General features: G+C 40.5%; 16 protein-coding genes. 1 reads left to right on the plus strand and 15 read right to left on the minus strand.

Annotated elements, in window-relative coordinates; all coding sequences use genetic code 11:
* Positions 1–23: 23 nt before the first annotated feature.
* Together ACQ93I_RS12415 and idi are read right to left on the minus strand one after the other, a co-directional pair.
* Positions 24–434: a 6-carboxytetrahydropterin synthase gene (locus ACQ93I_RS12415; RefSeq protein WP_431698785.1), complete on the minus strand. Its 411-nt coding sequence runs from the start codon at positions 432–434 to the stop codon at positions 24–26.
* The gene (idi, locus tag ACQ93I_RS12420) at positions 431–949 is read right to left on the minus strand and encodes an isopentenyl-diphosphate Delta-isomerase (protein WP_431698786.1); all 519 of its coding nucleotides are present in this window, start codon (positions 947–949) and stop codon (positions 431–433) included. Before idi ends, ACQ93I_RS12415 begins: the two co-directional genes overlap by 4 nt.
* Before the next feature lie 140 nt (positions 950–1089).
* Here idi and ACQ93I_RS12425 point away from each other — a divergent pair, with 140 nt between their 5' ends.
* Positions 1090–2676: a peptide chain release factor 3 gene (locus ACQ93I_RS12425; RefSeq protein WP_431698787.1), complete on the plus strand. Its 1587-nt coding sequence runs from the start codon at positions 1090–1092 to the stop codon at positions 2674–2676.
* 87 nt (positions 2677–2763) lie between these two features.
* On the opposite strand, the gene ACQ93I_RS12430 is transcribed toward ACQ93I_RS12425, so the two are convergent.
* The 13 genes from ACQ93I_RS12430 to nusG form a co-directional block, all read right to left on the minus strand.
* Positions 2764–3144 carry a hypothetical protein gene (locus ACQ93I_RS12430; protein WP_431698788.1) on the minus strand — a complete coding sequence of 127 codons (381 nt, stop codon included), beginning with the start codon at positions 3142–3144 and terminating at the stop codon, positions 2764–2766.
* Between the two features lie 41 nt (positions 3145–3185).
* Entirely contained in the window at positions 3186–3545 is a 360-nt protein-coding gene (locus tag ACQ93I_RS12435) for a hypothetical protein (protein WP_431698789.1), read from the minus strand.
* A 223-nt stretch (positions 3546–3768) separates the two neighbouring features.
* Positions 3769–4314 carry a carboxypeptidase-like regulatory domain-containing protein gene (locus ACQ93I_RS12440; RefSeq protein WP_431698790.1) on the minus strand — a complete coding sequence of 182 codons (546 nt, stop codon included), beginning with the start codon at positions 4312–4314 and terminating at the stop codon, positions 3769–3771.
* Entirely contained in the window at positions 4311–4637 is a 327-nt protein-coding gene (locus ACQ93I_RS12445; RefSeq protein ID WP_266069949.1) for a DUF962 domain-containing protein, read from the minus strand. The genes ACQ93I_RS12440 and ACQ93I_RS12445 overlap by 4 nt, the downstream gene beginning before the upstream one ends.
* 88 nt (positions 4638–4725) lie before the next feature.
* Positions 4726–5634 carry a hypothetical protein gene (locus ACQ93I_RS12450; protein ID WP_431698791.1) on the minus strand — a complete coding sequence of 303 codons (909 nt, stop codon included), beginning with the start codon at positions 5632–5634 and terminating at the stop codon, positions 4726–4728.
* Positions 5635–6151: 517 nt separating this feature from the next.
* On the minus strand, positions 6152–6478 hold the full coding sequence (locus ACQ93I_RS12455; RefSeq protein WP_266069946.1) for a DUF3467 domain-containing protein: 327 nt from the start codon (positions 6476–6478) through the stop codon (positions 6152–6154).
* A gap of 115 nt (positions 6479–6593) precedes the next feature.
* A complete protein-coding gene (rpoC, locus tag ACQ93I_RS12460; RefSeq protein WP_266069944.1) occupies positions 6594–10895 on the minus strand; it encodes a DNA-directed RNA polymerase subunit beta' in 4302 nt (1433 codons plus the stop codon).
* A gap of 88 nt (positions 10896–10983) precedes the next feature.
* Positions 10984–14796 carry a DNA-directed RNA polymerase subunit beta gene (rpoB, locus tag ACQ93I_RS12465; protein WP_431698792.1) on the minus strand — a complete coding sequence of 1271 codons (3813 nt, stop codon included), beginning with the start codon at positions 14794–14796 and terminating at the stop codon, positions 10984–10986.
* A 132-nt stretch (positions 14797–14928) separates the two neighbouring features.
* Positions 14929–15306, minus strand: a complete 378-nt coding sequence (rplL, locus tag ACQ93I_RS12470) for a 50S ribosomal protein L7/L12 (RefSeq protein ID WP_431698793.1) — start codon at positions 15304–15306, stop codon at positions 14929–14931.
* Positions 15307–15364: 58 nt separating this feature from the next.
* Entirely contained in the window at positions 15365–15886 is a 522-nt protein-coding gene (gene rplJ / locus ACQ93I_RS12475) for a 50S ribosomal protein L10 (protein WP_266069941.1), read from the minus strand.
* A gap of 12 nt (positions 15887–15898) precedes the next feature.
* On the minus strand, positions 15899–16597 hold the full coding sequence (gene rplA / locus ACQ93I_RS12480) for a 50S ribosomal protein L1 (protein WP_266069940.1): 699 nt from the start codon (positions 16595–16597) through the stop codon (positions 15899–15901).
* An 18-nt stretch (positions 16598–16615) separates the two neighbouring features.
* The gene (gene rplK / locus ACQ93I_RS12485; protein WP_266069938.1) at positions 16616–17053 is read right to left on the minus strand and encodes a 50S ribosomal protein L11; all 438 of its coding nucleotides are present in this window, start codon (positions 17051–17053) and stop codon (positions 16616–16618) included.
* A gap of 76 nt (positions 17054–17129) precedes the next feature.
* Positions 17130–17681: a transcription termination/antitermination protein NusG gene (gene nusG / locus ACQ93I_RS12490; protein ID WP_029035716.1), complete on the minus strand. Its 552-nt coding sequence runs from the start codon at positions 17679–17681 to the stop codon at positions 17130–17132.
* Positions 17682–17686: the final 5 nt, after the last annotated feature.

Here is a 17686-nt window from a genome sequence, read left to right on the forward strand (position 1 = left end):
AAAAAACAGTTTTTTACAAAAAATTATTCTCCTTTGTAAGTAACGTAATTCCTGGGGGTTTCATATAAGGTCACTTCAAGGTCAAGATGTGGCTTCAGCTCTAATCGCAGCTTATGCCATATCACAATAGCAATATTTTCGGCAGTGGGATTTAAGTCTTTGAATTCGGGAACTTCGACGTTGAGGTTCTTATGATCAAAAGGCACTTCGATCTTCTCATAGATCAATTCTTTCAAATTCTTGAGATCCATAACAAAACCTGTTCCCTGATTGATCTCTCCCGTAACAGCCACCACCAATTCATAATTGTGACCGTGATAGTGCGGATTGCTGCACTTACCAAAGACACGGCGGTTCTTCTCATCATCCCAGTCTTTTCTATGCAGCCTGTGCGCCGCATTAAAATGCGCCTTCCTGTTTACCGTTACTCTCATTGCTGGATGTGCTTGTAGTATTTATCAAAAATAATTTTAAACCAGGCCGTATAAATTTCGGGGTTGTCTTTCATATCCTTCTTCAAATCTTCAAGGGACACCCATTTGTAGGCATGTGCTTCTTCAGGATTTAAATTTGGTTCCTCGTTATAATACCCCACGAGAATATGATCAAATTCATGTTCGGTAAGACCATTGTCAAAAGGGGCTTTGTAAATAAAAGAAACAGTGTCTTTTAATTCTGTCGAAAACCCCATCTCTTCCTGTAAACGCCGCTTTCCTGCTTCAATATTACTTTCTCCTTCTCTCTGGTGGCTGCAACAGGTATTGGTCCAAAGGCCGGGAGAATGATATTTACCCAATGCCCGCTGCTGTATCATGAGCTCGTTCTTGTTATTAAAGACAAAGACCGAAAATGCCCTATGCAGCAAAGCTTTTTCATGAGCTTCCATCTTTGGCATGAGCCCAATTTGCTCATCTTTTTCATTCACCAGGATCACTTGTTCTTCTTTCATTGCAAAATTTGAGCTTCAAATGTACAAAATCAGTCGGGAAATCCATTTTTTTCAGACTTCAGAAAAGAAGTAAAACGAGTGAAGGCGTATAGCATTAATTTCACGATCAAATAATTATCTTTGCAGCCTTAAATACAAGTATGAAGTTTTCAGAAGAGATCAAGAGAAGAAGGACCTTTGGGATCATTTCCCACCCCGATGCCGGTAAAACCACATTAACCGAAAAGCTACTGCTATTTGGTGGAGCCATTCAGGAGGCGGGAGCGGTAAAATCGAACAAAATTAAAAAAGGGGCAACCAGTGACTTCATGGAAATTGAGCGGCAAAGAGGGATCTCGGTAGCCACTTCTGTACTTGCTTTTGAATATGAGGGAACCAAGATCAACATTCTAGACACCCCGGGACACAAGGATTTTGCTGAAGATACTTTTCGCACCCTTACTGCCGTAGACAGCGTAATTGTTGTTATTGACGTTGCAAAAGGGGTTGAGGAACAAACTGAAAAACTGGTGGAGGTTTGCCGTATGCGCAACATTCCTATGATCGTGTTCATCAATAAACTTGACCGGGAAGGAAAAGATGCTTTTGAACTGCTCGATGAGATTGAGCAAAAACTTAACCTTACCGTTACTCCACTTAGTTTCCCGATTGGGATGGGTTATGATTTTAAAGGAATTTACAACATCTGGGAACAGAACGTAAACCTGTTTACGGGCGACCCAAGAAGGGATATTGAAGAAACCGTGGAGATTTCGGACCTGGAATCTAACGAACTTGATAAACTTATTGGCGAAAAAGCTGCCGGTACTTTAAGAGAAGAACTTGAACTGGTGCACGGGGTTTATCCCGAATTTGATAAAGAGGCCTATTTAGCCGGAAACCTGCAACCTGTATTTTTCGGTTCTGCCCTAAATAACTTCGGAGTGCGGGAGTTGCTGGATTGTTTCATCACTATCGCGCCTCCTCCAAGGCCGAAAGACAGCGATATCCGGAAAGTGAATCCTTCCGAAGATCATTTTACGGGCTTTGTATTTAAGATCCACGCCAACATGGATCCAAAACACCGGGACAGGCTGGCTTTTATTAAGATCGTTTCAGGAAAGTTTGAGAGAAATACTCCTTACCTGCACGTAAGGCACAATAAAAAGCTGAAATTCTCAAGCCCCAATGCCTTTTTTGCTGAAAGAAAAGAGATCGTAGATGTTTCGTATCCCGGAGATATTGTGGGTCTTCACGACACTGGTAACTTTAAAATTGGAGATACCTTAACTGAAGGGGAAGAACTGCGATATAAAGGAATTCCAAGCTTTTCGCCAGAACATTTCCGCTATATCAATAATGCCGATCCTATGAAATCAAAACAGCTGGAAAAAGGAATTGACCAGCTTATGGATGAAGGTGTGGCACAGTTATTCACGCTCGAACTCAACGGCCGTAAGGTTATTGGAACTGTTGGGGCACTGCAGTTTGAGGTGATTCAATACCGCCTTGAACACGAATACGGCGCCAAGTGTACCTACGAAAACCTAAACGTTCACAAGGCCTGCTGGGTAGAACCAAACGATCCGAAAAGTGAAGAATTTAAGGATTTTAAGAGAGTAAAATCTAAATTCCTGGCTATTGATAAGAGGGGCCAACTGGTGTTCCTGGCAGATTCTGCTTTCTCACTACAAATGGCGCAGCAAAAATATCCTAATATAAAATTCCACTTTACTTCGGAATTTTAAGGTAGTATTGAGAATTGAGTCTAAAAAAACCTTCCAAAAATGATATTTTTGGAAGGTTTTTATTTTTTTACAGTCTCTCAATAAGAATTACAATCGCTCCTTCACAAATTGAGGTGCTTTTGACTGAAAGAGTTCTACAAGTTCAAGACGTTTGGTTTCAGACAAAAGCCGGTAGTAATTCCCATCTTCGGCGCAGTAATGCACAAAATCCCGAATTCTGTTTTCCGGAATGGAAAGATCTTCAAAAAAGGAAGTTGGAAGGGCTGCTACTCCCACATCTACCGCTTGACCACGATCTTCATTGGCTGCAGCTTTTTGAAGCATTGCAGTTTTGCCATTCAAGCGATTTATTATTCCGTCGAGACTTACGTTGAGATTGCCGGGAGGATTATATTTTGAAGTGGTGCTCACGTTTGAGGCTGTTTTCAACTTTCGTTCAATTGAGGTGGGCCTCGGCGTATCGCTCATAGGAAAACCAAAATCGGCCTGGGTGAGTGTCGGGATGTTTTTTAGATCTGTGGTAAGATTGCCGCTAAGGTAATATCGCTGATGTTCACTTCGGAAAGCTCATCAACTTTCTCCACGAGAAGTACTGTCAAAAATGGCTTTTTTAACACCTTCCGGGTCACTATAATCTCCCGGGATTCGTATTGGACCGAAGAAAACAGAAGCGTATCATTGACACTGACTTCTACTTCAAATAAACCTTCAGAACTATTCGTTGTTCCCTGTTTTGAAGTTAAATTGATAATATTGATGGAAGAAGCTTCGGCATCAGGTGTCAGGATCTGGCCCTTCAACAGAGATCTTTCCTGACTAAAAGAGGAAAAATAGACGATAAAGAAAATCAGGAAGCAGAAAAATCTCATTTTTACTCTTCTGAAGTTATTTGTTCTTCCTGCAGTTTTTCTGCTTTAAAATCGGGTGCCTTTCTTTCATAAAACTGCACCAGTTCCAGACGCATATCTTCACGCAAGTAAGAGACAAAGTCGGGATCTTTTGCGCAGAAATAAACATAATCCCGTATTTGATCTTCAGCAATACCAAGATCTACAAAAAAAGACGCAGGCAGGGCGGTTTCGCCGGCGTCAACTATTTGAGAAAGATCTTCCCAGGCTGCGGCTTTTTCAGCATTTTGATCTTGCCATTTAATGTATTCAGAAGCCCATCAAGACCTGAGGTAGCTGTCATTAATTTCCTTTCAACCGAGGTGGGGGGCAAAACATCAGACATTGGGAAACCGATATCGGCCTGGGTAAGCGTGGGAATATTTTGAAGGTCGTTTGCGAGATTGCCACTAAGACTAATATTACTGATGTTAACTTCCCCGAGCTCATCAATTTTTTCATCAAGAAGAACAGTCAAAAATGCCCTTTTTGATACCTCTTCTGTCACAACAATTTCTATAGGTTCATACTGGACCGAAGAAAAGAGGAGCGTATCATTAAGGCTGACTTCAATTTCAAACCGACCATCGGCCTTATTTGTTGTTCCAAACTCTGAAGTAAGGTTGATGATATTGATAGAGGAGATCTCCCCCTCTTGTGTCAGGATCTTTCCCTTCAGCAGGGATTTTTCCTGTCCATATCCATAGAAAGCCAGGCACAGCAGCATGATAGTAAGATAAATTCTTCTCATGCCTGATCTTTTCGGGAGTCGAAATGCTTTCTTCCGAAGAGAATGTCGAAAAATAATTTAAAGTCTGATATAAGGCTCCAAAAAGGGTATTTGAAGGTCGCAGGTTTGTTCTTTTCAAAAAAGGCATGGCCTACCCAGGCAAAGCCGTAACCTACAAGAGGAAGAAAGATCCATTCCCACCCCCAGCCATTAATAATGGCCAAAAAAAGCATTACAAAAACAAGGAAAGTTCCCGTAAAATGCAGAATTCTGCTGGTTTTATTTTGATGCTCGGTAAGATAGAAGCGATAGAAGTCGCTATAATTTGTAATTTTTTCGGCCATATTTGTATTTTTCTTCAAACTACAAATTATATAACTTTAAAAGTCATCACTTTATTGCCTGCTTCACCTCCCCTCCAATTATTATTGGTTACAACTGGCGCTTTGAACCTCTCCCCAATCCACCCAAACCAAGCGTGAGGTAGTGCATATTTCCCGAATATCCATCCCTGAACTGAGGAGCAGAAAAGCCATATCTTAACCTTACAAACCAGTAGCTGTGTTTTGAGTCATTTAGTCTAAAGAGCCCTGTGCCCCAGTTAAGTTTAAAGTCCGCATTAATTCCTGCGGTATAGGTTGTGGTAAAATCGTGGCCGGCGTCTTCAATTTCCGGTTGTTTTTCAATATCATATTCTGTAGGACTTATAGATGTAGAGGCTATACCTGCAAAAGGGGAAACTTTGAGACGGTTATTATCGATAACAGCATATCCAAAAGAGGTTTCGGGAAGTAACACCCTCACTTGCGAATTTTCTTTCCAGATCTTGGTATCGGAAGGCAGCTCTTTTTTGGTAAAACTGAAACCGATATAATTCCGAAGATATAAAGTTATTTTACTGTACTCAATATCAAAACCTACTCCCATTGGGATGCTATTTTGATAGTCTTCTGAAAGATTACCAGTAAATAATCCATAACCGGAAAAGAATTCAAAACCAAAACCCCATTTAGAAGGAATAAAAACATAGCGGATGTTTTCCCGAACATAATTCTCATAGGCGCTATCAGGATGGTTGGCAAGAAACTCATCGGCTAATGAATTGATCCGTTTTTGTTCCTGTAAGACCTCTTCGGAATCTGTTAAAAGATATTCAAGATACAACAGTAAAAAATCCTGATCTACAGTTTTTAGATCTGCCGCTCTCAACCTGTTTTTTACATGGTCTACAGAATTCAAAGTACTTTCACGAAGTTTGGCAAACAACCTGTCATAAGTGGGGGGAATTTGCCGGGACATTTTTTCCCAATCTTCATCATCAAAGCTTGTAATACTGTGCAAAAGCTCCTCATAGTCTGTTGTCCAATAAAGTAATAACCAGTACTCACTGGGATATAGCGCAAGATAATCGTCATTTTGAACTTCGTTTACAAGATAATCTCCTTACCTCGCTCACTTTTTGAAGGTCCCGTTCCATAAATTTGTCAAGCAACAAACTTCTTCCGCGAGAAATGATTTGAGATGTAGTGTTTGAGTAATCGAGAATTTCCTGTTGCAGGCTATCCTGCTGGGCTTGCATTGCAGAAAAAACAAGGAAGAACAATGAGAAAAATACAGAAGTACGCATCGGGATTATATTAAAAATTCCAAATGTGAAGATAATGTTAAAAAATACTATTTTAGTAGACCTGATAACAAATAAACCAGTCTTAAAATAAAAAGTTTTTCCTTATATTATTTTGAATCAAAGATGCTTAAAAGATTATTTACTAAATACATTAATTAAAAAAACCGAAGCTTTCACTTCGGTTTTTTTGGAGTTCAAAGATGACATTTTTGACACCTAATCTTAAATTGATTAAGCCTGCCCTGTAGGCCCGAAATTTAATGGAATATTGGGTTGATCGTATTCCTTAATTTCCCCATGTGCTTTTTCGAACCTGTTCACATTGTCAGCCAAAGCTTTGAGTAGCCGTTTTGCGTGTTGGGGTGTTAAGATTATCCGGGATTTTACTTTACTCTTGGGAGTACCGGGCATGATGCTTACAAAATCGACTACAAATTCTGAAACCGAATGATTTATAATGGCAAGGTTTGAGTAGATACCTTCGGCTACTTTCTCATCAAGTTCTATATTGATTTGCCCTTTTTTAGACTTTTTTGGATTGTTATTTTCGTCGCTCATCAGTTGTTTTTTTTATTACCTATAAAAGTAAGGAAAATAAAAAGACCTCACAGGTTTTAAAAACCTGTGAGGTCTACTCTTTAAGTAAAAAAGGCCGCTTTCGCGGCCTTTTTTCTTAGTTATAATTTACTTCCTGCTTTTTTTCAAGCATTTCGTCAAATTCTTCTTTAGAACCAACAATGATGTTTTCGTACTCACGAAGACCTGTACCAGCAGGGATTCTGTGACCAACGATAACATTTTCTTTTAGTCCTTCAAGTAGATCAACCTTTCCACTTACAGCTGCTTCATTCAACACCTTCGTAGTTTCCTGGAAGGATGCTGCAGAAATAAATGATTTGGTTTGAAGAGACGCACGGGTGATTCCCTGTAGTACAGGAGTTGCAGTTGCAGCAACTACATCTCTTGCAGTAACAAGATTCTTGTCTTCTCTTCTAAGAATTGAATTCTCATCTCTAAGGTCTCTTGGCGAAATAAGCTGTCCAGGCTTCAGATTCTCTGAATCTCCCGCATCTTCCACCACTTTCATTCCAAAGATCTCATCGTTTTCTTCGGTGAAATCATCCTTGTGCACCAATTGGTTTTCAAGGAAGATAGTATCTCCCGGATCTACGATTCTTACCTTACGCATCATTTGTCTCACAACTACCTCAAAGTGCTTATCGTTGATCTTCACCCCTTGTAGTCGGTAAACTTCCTGAACTTCATTCACAAGATACTGTTGTACAGCGCTTGGTCCTTTAATTGAAAGGATATCTTCAGGAGTAACAGAACCATCAGATAATGGCATTCCGGCACGAACATAATCGTTCTCCTGAACAAGGATCTGGTTAGAAAGCTTTACAAGATACTTTTTAACTTCTCCAAGTTTAGATTCGATAATGATCTCACGGTTACCACGTTTGATCTTTCCGAAGGAAACAACCCCGTCAATCTCACTTACCACAGCAGGGTTAGATGGGTTACGTGCTTCGAAAAGCTCGGTTACCCTTGGAAGACCTCCTGTAATATCTCCAGACTTTGAAGATTTACGTGGAATTTTCACAAGAATCTTACCTACACCAATTTTCTCATCGTTGTCTACCATAAGGTGTGCTCCCACCGGAAGGTTGTAAGAACGAATTACTTCGTCTTTCTTACCAAGGATTTGAAGCGTTGGGATAAGCTTTTTATTACGGCTTTCAGAAATTACTTTTTCCTGGAATCCGGTTTGCTCATCTATCTCTACCTGATAAGTTACCCCTTGCTCGATATTCTCATACTTGATCTTACCGGCAAATTCTGAAATGATCACCCCGTTATAAGGATCCCACTGGCAAACTACATCGTCTTTAGAAACTTTGTCTCCGTTCTTAATGAATATCTGTGATCCATAAGGAATGTTGCTTGTACTAAGCACGATTCCAGATTTCTCATCTTTCAGTTTCAATTCTGAAGTTCTGGAAATTACGATCTCGGCCACACTACCATCAGGAGCTTCTCCTGTTACAGTCTTAAGGTCTTCGATCTCTGCAATTCCGGGGAACTTCGCGATCAATTTATTTTCTTCAGAAATGTTCCCTGCAATACCACCCACGTGGAAGGTACGAAGGGTAAGCTGTGTACCAGGTTCTCCAATAGACTGGGCAGCTACAACTCCAACCGCTTCTCCTTTTTGTACCGTTTTATTGGTAGCAAGGTTACGGCCGTAACATTTCACACAAATTCCTTTTTTAGCCTCACAGGTAAGAGCAGATCTCACTTCTACGCTTTCAATTGGCGCATCGGTGATCTTCTTAACGATATCTTCATCGATCTCAACACCCGAAGCTACAAGCAATTCGTTAGTTAAAGGATTGTATACATCGTGAAGCGCTGTTCTACCAAGAATACGCTCTCCAAGTGATTCTACAATCTCTTCATTCTTCTTCAATGGAGCTACATCTACACCTCTTAAAGTACCACAATCTTCTTCGTTAATGATCACATCCTGAGATACGTCAACCAAACGACGGGTAAGGTAACCAGCATCGGCAGTTTTAAGGGCCGTATCGGCAAGACCTTTACGGGCACCGTGAGTAGAGATAAAGTATTCAAGAATCGAAAGACCTTCCTTAAAGTTAGAAAGAATTGGGTTCTCAATAATTTCACCACCACCTGAAGTAGACTTCTTAGGTTTGGCCATCAATCCACGCATACCGGTTAACTGACGGATCTGTTCTTTAGATCCCCTCGCACCAGAGTCAAGCATCATAAACACAGAGTTAAATCCTTGCTGGTCTTCACGAATACGCTTCATGGCTAATTCCGTTAAGCCAGCGTTTGTAGAAGTCCAGATATCAATAACCTGGTTATAACGTTCGTTGTTGGTGATAAGACCCATGTTATAGTTGGCAATAATACCTTCTACCTGTTGGTTTGCATCATCAATCATGCTCTGCTTTTCTGCAGGGATAATAATATCCCCAAGACTAAATGAAAGTCCGCCGCGATATGCATATCCATAACCCATCTCCTTAATAGCATCAAGGAATTCAGCAGTTTCGGGAACACTTGTAACTTTAAGGATGTTTCCAATAATATCACGAAGTGACTTTTTAGTAAGTACTTCATTGATATACCCGGCTTTCTCGGGTACTGCCTGGTTAAATAACACTCTTCCAACAGTAGATTCAATGATTTGGTAGACTAGTTCACCGGCCTCATTGAAATCTTTTGTTCTTATCTTAATAATGGCATTAAGTTCAACCATTTTCTGGTTGTAAGCAATAACCACCTCTTCGGGAGAGTAAAAAGTAAGCCCTTCCCCTTTCACCGGTCTTTCTTCGGTAGATTTCCTTGACTTAGTCATGTAATATAGACCAAGTACCATATCCTGAGAAGGAACAGTTACAGGAGAACCGTTAGCCGGGTTCAAAATATTGTGAGAACCTAACATTAACAGCTGCGCCTCAAGGATAGCCTCTGGCCCTAGCGGAAGGTGAACAGCCATTTGATCCCCATCAAAGTCGGCGTTGAATGCAGTACACGCTAATGGGTGTAACTGTATTGCCTTACCTTCAATAAGTTTAGGCTGGAATGCCTGGATACCAAGTCTGTGAAGGGTTGGGGCCCGGTTAAGCAACACAGGGTGCCCTTTCAACACGTTCTCAAGAATATCCCAAACAACAGGTTCTTTTTTATCTATAATTTTCTTGGCAGATTTTACTGTCTTAACAATACCTCTTTCAATCAATTTTCTGATCACAAAAGGCTTGTAAAGCTCGGCTGCCATGTCTTTTGGAAGACCACATTCGTAAAACTTCAATTCAGGTCCAACAACAATTACCGAACGTGCTGAATAATCCACACGCTTACCAAGCAGGTTTTGACGGAAACGTCCTTGCTTACCTTTAAGTGAGTCAGAAAGGGATTTCAACGGCCTGTTGGAATCAGTTTTTACTGCTGAAGATTTTCTGGTGTTGTCGAACAACGAATCTACAGATTCCTGAAGCATACGCTTTTCGTTACGCAAGATCACTTCAGGAGCTTTGATCTCCATCAATCTCTTCAAACGGTTGTTACGTATGATCACACGACGGTAAAGGTCGTTCAAATCTGAAGTTGCGAAACGTCCTCCATCAAGCGGCACCAATGGACGCAATTCTGGCGGAATGATTGGGATTACTTTCATAATCATCCATTCCGGACGGTTTTCGCGGTTTTTATTTGCATCACGAAGTGCTTCAACAACCTGAAGTCTTTTAAGGGCTTCAGTTTTACGTTGTTTTGAAGTTTCGTTATTCGCTTTATGTCTTAATTCATAAGAAAGAGAATCGAGATCAATGCGTTGCAGGATGTCAATAAGACATTCGGCACCCATTTTAGCGATAAATTTATTTGGATCATTTTCATCCAGGTAAAGATTTTCTTGCGGAAGGGTATCAAGGATATTGAGGTACTCTTCTTCTGTTAGAAAATCCATCTTCTTCAACGGCGATCCATCTTCATTCTTGGCAATACCCGGCTGAATTACCACGTATCTCTCGTAGTAAATGATCATGTCCAGTTTTTTGGACGGAAGACCAAGCAGATAACCAATTTTGTTAGGTAAAGAACGGAAGTACCAGATGTGTGCAACAGGAACCACAAGGTTGATATGCCCCACGCGATCTCTACGCACTTTCTTTTCGGTCACCTCTACACCACATCTATCACACACGATCCCTTTATAACGGATTCTTTTGTATTTTCCGCAGGCACATTCGTAATCCTTTACAGGACCAAAGATACGCTCACAGAAAAGACCATCCCTCTCGGGTTTGTGCGTACGATAATTGATAGTTTCAGGCTTTAGGACCTCCCCGCGTGATTCGGCAAGAATCGACTCTGGAGAAGCTAAACCTATAGAGATCTTGTTAAACCTCTGTACTGTATTCTTATCATTATTTCTAGCCATAATACTTTTTATGTAGTAATCAGTATTCAGTAAACAGTATTCAGTAAAATCATACTGGACACTGTTTACTGCCCACTGGTGACTTTTTTTATTCTTCTAATCTAATATCTAATCCCAGACCTTTCAATTCGTGCATAAGTACGTTGAAAGATTCAGGTAGTCCCGGTTCTGGCATTGGCTCACCTTTTACAATGGCTTCATAAGTTTTGGCTCTTCCTATTACATCATCAGACTTCACAGTTAAGATTTCACGAAGGGTTGCCGAAGCACCATATGCCTCTAGCGCCCAAACTTCCATCTCTCCAAAACGCTGTCCACCAAACTGAGCTTTACCTCCAAGCGGCTGTTGCGTGATCAATGAGTAAGGCCCAATAGAACGTGCATGCATCTTATCATCAATCATGTGACCCAACTTAAGCATGTAGATCACACCAACAGTTGCAGGCTGGTCAAAACGATCTCCAGTACCACCATCATAAAGATAGGTGTGACCGAATCTTGGAATTCCCGCTTCATCTGTCAATTCATTGATCTGATCAATAGTCGCACCATCAAAGATTGGAGTAGCATATTTTCTACCCAATTTTTGTCCGGCCCATCCAAGTACAGTCTCATAGATTTGCCCAATGTTCATACGTGAAGGTACCCCAAGTGGGTTCAATACGATATCAACAGGTGTACCATCTTCAAGGAAAGGCATATCTTCCTGGCGAACTATACGAGCAACAATACCTTTGTTACCGTGACGTCCTGCCATTTTATCCCCTACTTTAAGCTTACGTTTCTTAGCGATGTAAACTTTAGCAAGTTTGATAATACCAGAAGGAAGTTCATCCCCTACAGAAATAGTGAATTTCTCTCTTCTTAAGTTACCCTGAATATCATTTTCCTTAATACGGTAGTTGTGAAGAAGATCGGCCACCAAAGCATTAAGGTGATCATCTGTAGTCCACGTACCTTGTGTAAGGTGAGCATAATCATCAACTGCGTTAAGCATTTTTTGAGTGTACTTCTTACCTTTTGGAAGGATCTCTTCTCCAAGGTCGTTCATTACACCCTGGGCAGTTTTACCTCCAATGATAGCGAATAACTTATCTACAAGTTCACTCTTTAAAATGGCAAATTTCGCTTCATATTTTTTCTCAAGTGCCGCAACATCTTCTTTATCCTGGGCTCTTTTACGCTTGTCTTTAATAGCGCGGGCAAACAATTTCTTGTCGATTACCACACCTCTCAATGAAGGCGAAGCTTTAAGAGAAGCATCTTTTACATCACCGGCTTTATCACCAAAGATTGCTCTAAGAAGCTTTTCTTCGGGGGTTGGATCGCTTTCTCCTTTTGGAGTGATCTTACCAATAAGAATATCTCCCGGCTTCACTTCGGCTCCAATCCTGATCATTCCATTCTCATCAAGGTCTTTTGTAGCCTCTTCAGAAACGTTTGGAATGTCATTAGTCAATTCTTCATTACCAAGTTTGGTATCTCTAACTTCAAGAGAATACTCATCGATGTGAATAGAAGTAAAGATGTCATCTCTAACAACTTTTTCTGAAATCACAATCGCATCCTCAAAGTTGTACCCTTTCCATGGCATGAAGGCAACTTTCATGTTACGCCCAAGAGCAAGTTCCCCTGCTTCGGTAGCGTAACCCTGACAAAGTACCTGTCCTTTATTCACTCTGTCTCCTACTCTTACAATAGGTTTCAGGTTAATAGAAGTACCCTGGTTGGTCTTTCTAAATTTAACCAGCTCATAAGTTTTAGAATCTGAGTCAAAGCTTACCATGCGCTCTTCTTCAGTTCTATCATACTTAATGATGATCTTTTGTGCATCTACGTACTCTACAGTTCCTTCTCCTTCAGCATTGATCAATACACGAGAATCTGTAGCTACCTGTCTTTCAAGACCTGTACCAACAATAGGAGAATCAACTCTTAAAAGAGGTACTGCCTGGCGCATCATGTTAGATCCCATCAAGGCACGGTTCGCATCATCATGTTCCAAAAATGGAATTAGCGATGCAGAGATAGAAGCGATTTGGTTTGGAGCAACGTCCATGTAGTGAACCTGGGTTGGCTCTACAACAGGGAAGTCACCTTCTTCACGTGCAATAACTCTATCGGCTTCAATAGTACCATCATCACTCATTGCAATGTTCGCCTGGGCGATCATCTTGTCTTCCTCTTCTTCGGCACTTAGATACCTTGGCTCATCGGCAACATTCACTTTACCGTTGATTACTTCACGGTAAGGAGTTTCAAGGAATCCCATTGAATTCACTTTAGCATAAGCTGAAAGTGAGGAGATAAGACCAATGTTTGGTCCCTCTGGTGTTTCAATAGGACAAAGTCTTCCGTAGTGCGTATAGTGAACGTCACGTACCTCGAACCCTGCTCTTTCTCTTGATAAACCACCAGGCCCAAGAGCCGAAAGACGACGCTTATGCGTGATCTCTGCAAGCGGGTTGGTCTGGTCCATGAACTGAGACAGCTGGTTGGTACCAAAGAATGAGTTGATCACAGAAGACAGGGTCTTCGCGTTGATCAAGTCAATTGGGGTAAACACCTCGTTATCACGTACGTTCATTCTTTCACGAATGGTACGTGCCATACGGGCAAGACCTACACCAAACTGCTGAGACAGCTGCTCTCCTACTGTTCTTACCCTACGGTTAGAAAGGTGATCAATATCATCAACTTCTGCCTTTGAATTGATAAGCTCAATAAGATATTTTACGATGGTAATAATATCTTCACGGGTAAGCACCTGCTTATCCATAGCGATATCAAGACCAAGTTTTTTGTTCATTCTGTAACGACCTACTTCCCCAAGGTTGTAACGCTGGTCTGAGAAGAACAATTTGTCAATAATTCCACGTGCAGTTTCCTCATCTGGCGGTTCTGCATTACGGAGTTGACGGTATATGTGCTCAACCGCTTCCTTTTCGGAGTTGGTTGGGTCTTTTTGTAATGTATTGTGGATAATAGCGTAATCTCCGGTTTGGTTATCCTCCTTGTGAAGCAGGATAGTTTTTGATCCGGTCTCTAATATCTCTTCAATATGGTCTTTATCAAGAACAGTATCACGATCTAATACAATCTCGTTACGCTCAATTGAAACAACCTCTCCAGTATCTTCATCAACAAAATCTTCATACCAGGTGTTCAATACACGTGCAGCCAGTTTACGGCCCAGGACTTTTTTAAGTCCGGTTTTAGAAACTTTAACCTCTTCAGCAAGGTCAAATATTTCAAGAATATCTTTATCGCGCTCAAATCCAATGGCACGGAAAAGTGTAGTTACAGGTAATTTTTTCTTCCTATCGATATAGGCGTACATTACGCTATTGATATCGGTAGCGAATTCAATCCAGGATCCTTTAAAAGGAATTACACGGGCAGAATAAAGTTTTGTCCCGTTTGCATGGAAGGATTGTCCAAAGAATACTCCGGGAGACCGGTGCAACTGAGAAACGACTACGCGCTCAGCTCCATTGATACAAAAGGTCCCGCTTGGGGTCATGTAAGGAATCGTCCCAAGGTACACATCCTGAACAATAGTTTCAAAGTCCTCATGTTCCGGGTCTGTACAATAAAGCTTTAACCGTGCTTTAAGCGGTACACTATAGGTCAATCCACGCTCGATACACTCCTGAAGGGAGTATCTTGGCGGGTCCACAAAATAGTCTAAAAATTCTAGTACGAATTGGTTACGGGTGTCCGTAATGGGAAAGTTCTCCATGAAGGTATTGTATAAACCTTCATTTCCTCTTTCTTCTGATTTCGTTTCTAATTGAAAGAAGTCCTGGAATGACTTAATTTGGATATCCAAAAAGTCGGGATAAGCAGGCCTGTTCTTAACAGAAGAGAAACTCAATCTTTCAGTTTGCGTTGCTAACATCAATGGACGGAATTATGTTATTATAATAAAATGGGCGCGAAATAAACAAGAAATATTTATATACGCAAAATGGTTTAGACCTCAGAGAACCTAATCTCCGGGTCTAAACCTATATGTGTCTGTGGGTTTAGCTTATTTAAGCTCAACCTCAGCTCCTGCTTCTTCTAACTGTGCTTTTAATGCTTCAGCTTCGTCTTTAGAAACTCCCTCTTTTACTGGTTTTGGAGCACCATCTACCAATTCTTTAGCATCTTTCAAGCCAAGACCGGTAAGTTCTTTTACTAATTTCACTACGGCTAGTTTAGATCCACCCGGAGCTTTAAGGATTACGTCAAACTCAGACTGCTCTTCAGCGGCTTCTTCACCACCAGAAGCAGCACCACCAGCAACAGCAACAGCCGCAGCAGCAGGCTCGATACCGTATTCCTCTTTCAAAATATCAGCTAATTCATTAACTTCTTTAACTGTTAAGTTAACTAATTGTTCTGCAAAATCTTTTAAATCTGCCATTTTCTATCGTTTTTAAAATGTAATGTAATTTATATTTGTTAAAAAGTGCGTACTATGCTTACTCTTCTTTTTCAGACAGAGTCTTAAGAATTCCTGCGATCTTACCACCACCAGATTTAAGTGCCGAAATAACATTTTTGGCAGGTGATTGTAACAATCCAACGATATCTCCAATAACTTCTTCTTTAGATTTGATGTTAACCAGGGTATCCAGTTTATCATCTCCAATGAATATAGCCTCTTCAATAAACGCGCCTTTTAGTAAAGGACGGTCAGATTTTTTTCTGAATTCTTTAATTACTTTAGCTGGTGCATTTCCAGTTTCAGAAAACATGATGGAAGTATTCCCTTTCAAAATAGAAGGAAGTTCTCCAAAGTCTTTACCTGAACTTTCCATGGCCTTAGCCAAAAGTGTGTTCTTAACTACCGCAAGCTTTACGTTCGCTTTAAAACAAGCTCTACGCAAGTTTGATGTATTCAATGCATTTAAGCCTGAAATATCTGCTAGGTAAATAGTGGTATTATCAGCTAACTGGGCAGTTAAATCTTCAATTACTCTTGATTTTTCTTCTCTTGTCATAATCCAATAATATTATTGCTCAGTGAACCTTTTAGTATCAATTTCAACACTAGGGCTCATTGTGCTTGACATGTGGATACTTTTAATATACACACCTTTAGCAGCCGTAGGTTTCAATTTAACCAGGGTAGTTAATAATTCTCTTGCGTTACCTGCTATTTTCTCAGCTTCGAATGAAGCTTTTCCAATACCGGCATGAACAATACCAGTCTTATCTACTTTGAAATCGATCTTACCGGCTTTCACATCAGATACCGCCTTGGCAACATCCATAGTTACAGTTCCGGTTTTTGGGTTTGGCATTAAGCCTCTTGGCCCAAGGATACGTCCTAAAGGTCCTAGTTTACCCATAACGCTAGGCATAGTGATGATTACATCAACATCTGTCCAGCCACCTTTGATCTTATCAAGGTATTCATCCAAACCAACATAATCTGCGCCAGCTTCTTTAGCTTCTGCTTCCTTATCGGGAGTTACAAGAGCTAATACTTTAACGTCTTTACCTGTACCGTGTGGTAAAGTAACTACGCCACGCACCATTTGATTAGCCTTACGTGGATCTACGTTCAAACGAACAGCGATATCCACAGAAGGATCAAAATTCACATTGGTTATATCTTTTATTAAAGCCGAAGCCTCTGCCACCGAATAAGTCTTACCTTTTTCAATCTTAGATTGTGCTTCCTTTTGCTTTTTAGTCAATCTTGCCATTTCTAATTTCTTTTTGGATTAAAAAGGTGCCTGTCCTTTTACAGTAATTCCCATAGATCTTGCTGTTCCAGCTACCATCTTCATTGCAGATTCTAAAGTAAATGCATTTAGATCCTGCATTTTATCTTCAGCAATGGTTCTTACCTGATCCCAAGAAACACTAGCTATTTTCTTACGGTTTGGCTCACCAGAACCCTTCTTAGCTTTCGCAGCTTCCAAAATTTGCACTGCAGCCGGGGGAGTTTTAATTACAAAGTCAAAAGACTTATCTTTGTACACTGTAATAACAACAGGCAATACTTTTCCCTGTTTATCCTGGGTTCTTCCGTTAAATTGCTTACAGAACTCCATGATATTAACTCCGGCAGCACCTAAAGCTGGTCCAACTGGTGGTGATGGGTTAGCAGCACCTCCGCGAACTTGTAACTTAACAACCTTACTTACTTCTTTTGCCATTTTATTAATTTTAAGATGATAGTTTTGTTAGTGGAAGCATACTAAAACTATCCAAAAATATATAGTGTAACAGTTATTATACTTTTTCTACCTGCATGTAACTCAGTTCAAGCGGAGTTTTTCTTCCAAAAATCTTCACCATCACTTCAAGCTTACGCTTTTCTTCATTGATCTTTTCAACCGTACCATTAAAACCGTTAAAAGGACCATCAATTACTTTGATAGTCTCACCAATAGTAAAAGGAATCGCAACATTGTCTGCCTTTACAGAGAGCTCATCCACTTTACCTAACATTCGGTTAACTTCAGATTTTCTTAGCGGCACAGGATCTCCTCCTTTTGTCTCCCCTAAAAACCCGATAACACCATTGATTGATTTAATAATGTGAGGAATCTCTCCCCCAATATTAGCAAGGATCATTACGTAACCAGGGAAGTAAACACGTTCCTTATTCACCTTTTTGCCATTCCTTATTTGAATAACCTTTTCGGTTGGAACAAGAACTTCTTCAATAAAATCTTCAAGGCCTTCATGAGCGATCTCCCGCTCTATATATTCCTTAACCTTATTTTCCTGTCCGCTTACGGCACGAACTACATACCATTTTTTATCTTTCACCTCTGCCATTGCAA

The sequence above is a fragment of the Salinimicrobium sp. WS361 genome (assembly GCF_050750585.1).
Taxonomy (GTDB): domain Bacteria; phylum Bacteroidota; class Bacteroidia; order Flavobacteriales; family Flavobacteriaceae; genus Salinimicrobium.